This window comes from Streptomyces sp. NPDC007162 (assembly GCF_040634175.1).
Taxonomy (GTDB): domain Bacteria; phylum Actinomycetota; class Actinomycetes; order Streptomycetales; family Streptomycetaceae; genus Streptomyces.
Window position 1 is genome coordinate 1 of the sequence record NZ_JBEYFC010000642.1, and the last position, 4,355, is coordinate 4,355.

The following is a 4,355-nucleotide window of genomic DNA, read 5'->3' on the forward strand; positions in this document are numbered from 1 at the left end:
GGCCGAGGTGCGGCGGCTTCAGCACGCCGAAGTGGTCACCGGGGATCCGGTGCAGTGTCACGTCCCCGGTGAGCTCGCGCCACCGGGCGAGGTAGTCGGGGAACGTCTGCCCGGAGGCCACCTCGTGCTTGCCGTCAGCCAGTTCGTCGCTGGCGATCAGGTGCAGCCGGCCCGGGTACGGGCGGTGCCGGTAGGTCAGGCACATCTCCATGACCTCGCGCCACATCTTCGCGGAGGGCAGCCAGACCTCGCCGGCGCCGTGTTCCGGCAGCGTGATCCCGACCTCCGGATCGACGTCGTCCACCAGGTGTTCGAGCAGTGCCAGGGCCTCCGCCCGCAGCGCCGAGGTGTCCTGCCCGGACGGCGCGGCGGCCAGCTCGGTCAGCTTCGCCACACAGCTCTCGATCAGCCAGTACTCCCGCCACAGCTCGATCCGCTCGTGGTTGTCCAGGCCGGGGTCGAGCAGGATGAAGGTGACCTCCTCGCCCTCGGCCGTGAGCCGGTGCGCCAGCTCACTCGCGATGCCGCTGCCGCCGCACCAGCCGAACAACCGGTACGGCCCGTGCGGTGCCTCGGCCCGCAACTCGGCCAGGTAGCGCTCCGCCATCTGTTCCGTCGAGGGGACGGGGCCGTGCTCGGCCTGCAGGCCGGGCCAGCCGAAGGCCGCGACCGGCTGGTCGGGGTCGAGGTACGGGACCAGCGGGCGGTACCAGTGGGCGCTGCCGCCCCCTGGGTGGACGCAGAACAGCGGCGGCCGGGTGCCCTCGCGCCGCAGCCACACCAGTGACCGGGCCGCCGGCGTGCCGGCCTCGGCGGCCGCGGCGAGACCCGCCACGGTGGGGCGCTCCAGGAACGACCGGACGGTCAGCTCGATGCCGTGCCGTTCGCGCAGCAGGGCGATGATCCGCAGGATCGCCAGCGAGTGGCCGCCGAGGACGTGGAAGTCGTCGTCGGCACCGACCCGCTGCACACCGAGCACCTCGCTCCAGACCTCGGCCACGGCCCGCTCGGCGGGTGTGCGCGGGGCGGTGTGGGCCGCTGTCGGGGCGGGCCCGGCGGGCTCGGGCAGCGCGGCCCGGTCGATCTTCCCGTTGGCGGTGAGCGGGAGGGCGGCCAGCTCCACCCAGGCGCCGGGCACCAGGTAGTCGGGCACCTGCCGCCGCAACTGCTCGCGCAGCGCGGCGACGTCCAGCGGACCGTGCCCGGGTTCGAGGACGACATAGCCGGCCAGCCGCTTGTGGCCGTCCGGTCCCGGATGCACCGCGGCCGCCGCCGCCCGGACGGACGGGAGGCCGCCGAGCGCGGCCTCCACCTCGGCGAGTTCGACCCGGTGGCCGCGGATCTTCACCTGGCCGTCGCGCCGGCCGATGAAGGACAGCGTGCCGTCGGCGTCGCGACGGGCGATGTCCCCGGTGCGGTACAGGCGCGCCCCGGGGACGCTCCCGGAGGGGTCCGGCACGAAACGGTCCGCGGTCAGATCGGGGCGGCCCAGGTAGCCGCGGGCGAGTCCGGGGCCGCCGACCAGGAGTTCGCCGGGCACCCCGACCGGCACCGGGCCGAGGTCCTCGTCGACCACCAGCACCCGGGTGTCGGTGATCGGTGTGCCGATCGGCACACCTCGGTCGGCGTCGGCCTCGGTCACGCCGCGCAGCGCGGTGCTGAAGGTGGTGCACTCCGTGGGGCCGTAGCCGTTGGTCAGCGCCACTTTGTGGGCCAGGGCGGTGCGTACGTGCGAGGGCGAGAGCGCGTCGCCGCCGGCGAGCACCTGCCGTACCTCGGCCAGCAGCTCCGGGCGGGTCTCCACCATGTGCTGGAACAGGCCGGCGGTGAGCCACAGCAGCGTCACGCCGTGCCGGCGGACCACCTCGGCCAGTTCGTCGGCCGTGGTCGCCCCGGGCGGGCAGACGGCGAGCCGGGCGCCGTTGGCCAGCGCTCCCCACACCTCCAGCGTGGACGCGTCGAAGGCGAGCGGCGCGTGCAGGAGCAGCACCTGGTCCGGGTCGAGGTCGGCGTAGTTCGGGTCGTGCACCAGCCGGACGATGCCCCGGTGCGTGACCTGCACGCCTTTGGGCCGGCCGGTGGAGCCCGAGGTGTAGGTGACGTACGCCAGGTTGTCGGGGACCGTGCCCGCGTCGACGGGGGTTTCGGGCAGCCCGTCGAGGACGGCCCACCCGGCGTCCAGGGGGACGCTGCTGAGGCCGGCGAACCCGGCCAGGCGGGCGGTGTCCTGCGGGCGGCACAGGACCACCCCGGCACGGACGTCGTCCAGGACGTAGCCGATGCGGGCGTCCGGGTAGCCGGGGTCGAGCGGTACGTAGTACCCGCCGGCCTTGAGGACGGCGAGCATGGCGACCACCGCCTCGATGCCGCGGTCCAGGCAGAGCGCGACCGGCTGCTCCGGGCCGATGCCGAGCCCGCGCAGCAGGTGGGCCAGCTGGTTGGAACGGGCGTCGAGTTCCCGGTAGGTGAGCCGGCGCCGGCCGTCCTCCAGCGCGGTCGCGTCGGGGCGGCCGCGGGCGGCGACCAGTTCGGGCACGCAGACCTCGGGCAGTGGCCGGCTGCCGGTCGGCGTCCCGTCGGTCTGCTCCAGGCCGGGAGCGCGGAAGCCGCGCGGGTCCGCGTCGGCGTCGTCGGCCATCGCGGTGAGGACGCCGAGGAAGGCGTCGCCGATGGCCGCCAGCCGCTCTTGGCCGGCCCAGCCGGGCCGGCAGGTCATCCGCAGCTCACCGGGGAAGGTCCACACGTCGAGGGTGAACTCGTTCGGGCTGTGGTCGTCGACCGTGCCGATGTCCGCGCGCTGCTCGTCGAGCACGTGGAAGTCCAGGTACGCGAAGACCACCTCGACGAGCGGTTCGCCGCCGCCCCATGCGCGCTGCATCGCGGGCAACGGATAGCGCCGGTGCGGCCACAGTGCCAGTTCCTCGGCGAACACCGACCGCACCAGCTCGCGCCAGCTCCGCGCCCGCAGGTCGACGGCGAACGGGACGGTGTTGAGGTACATACCGCGCACCCGGTCGCCGCCCGGCAGTTCGGGCCGGCCGTTGGTGACGGCGCCGGCGAAGAACCGGTGCTGGCCGCTGATCAGGCCGAGCACCTTCAGGTGGGCGGTGTACAGGACGCTCTTGAGCGACGTCTGGGTGTCGGCGGCGAGCCGGCGCAGCCGGGGCTCCAGGTGCGCCCAGGGCAGCCGCACCTCGGGGGCCGGGGAGTCCGCCTCGGCGAGGGCGGTGTCGGCGGGCAGCCGGAGCCGGTCGTGGCCGGTGATCCGCTCCCGCCAGAACTCCCGGTCCGCCGACGAGGCCAGGGCTCGCTTCTCCAGCTTGACGAAGTCGGCGTAGCGGACCCGTGGCGGGGCCGCGGGCGGGGTGGCGGCGCCCCGGGACAGTTCGCGGTAGAGGGTTCGCAGCTCGCCGATGACCGAGTGGTGGCTCCAGCCGTCCAGGATGGCGTGGCACTCGACGTGGGTCAGCAGCCACTCCCGGTCGCCGATCAGGTGGGCGTGGTACCGCAGCAGCGGGGCGCGGCCGATGTCGAACGGGGTGCGCTGGGCCCGGTCGCGGAAGTCCCGCACCCGCGCCCGCTGTTCCTCGGCCGGCAGACCACGCAGGTCGGTGACGCCGGTCGTCACCTCCAGGCCGTCGGCGGGGTGCACGAGCTGGAGCGGTTCGGAGTACCCGGTGAGGTCGAAGGAGGTGCGGAGGATCTCGTGCCGCTCGATCAGCAGGCGGACCGCGCCGGTGAACGCCTCGGCGGAGAACGGGCCGTCGTCCAGGATCTGGAAGGTGCTGACGTTGAGGTAGGTGTTGCGCTCGGGGTCGGCGAGCATCTCGTAGACCATGCCCACCTGAACCTGGCCCATGGGGTAGGCGTCGGCCAGTCCCTCCGGGAGCCGGTCCCGGTCGCCCGGGGCGAGCAGCTCGAACCGGCCGGTCAGGGTGGTCTCCTGGGGCTCGGCCGCCGGCCGGGCGGCCGCCACCGGGGCCAGTTCGGCGACGGTCTGCCGGGCGAAGACGTCCTGCACGGTGAGGGCGAGCCCCTGCTCGCGCAGGGCTCCGACGGCCCGGATGGCGCGCATGGAGTCTCCGCCGAGCTGGAAGAAGCCGTCGTGCACCCCGACCTCGTCGACGCCCAGGGCCGTGGCGAAGGCGTCCGCGAGGGTCCGCTCGATCGCCGTGCTCGGGGCGGTGAACGCGCCGACGAGGCCGGAGCGCGTCCGGTCGGGTGCGGGCAGCGCCGTGCGGTCGGTCTTGCCGCTGGGCGTCAGGGGCAGCGTCTCCAGCAGGGTCCAGTGCACGGGCCGCATGTGTTCCGGCAGCCGCCCGCGCAGGTGCTCGCGGGCCGCCTCGACGTCCGCC

At 74.5% G+C, this 4,355-nt stretch carries 1 protein-coding gene; it reads right to left on the reverse strand.

Annotated elements, in window-relative coordinates; translation table 11 throughout:
• Positions 1-4,355, reverse strand: a 4,355-nt coding sequence (locus tag ABZ646_RS41130; protein ID WP_360531244.1) for an amino acid adenylation domain-containing protein, incomplete at both ends; no start/stop codon positions are given.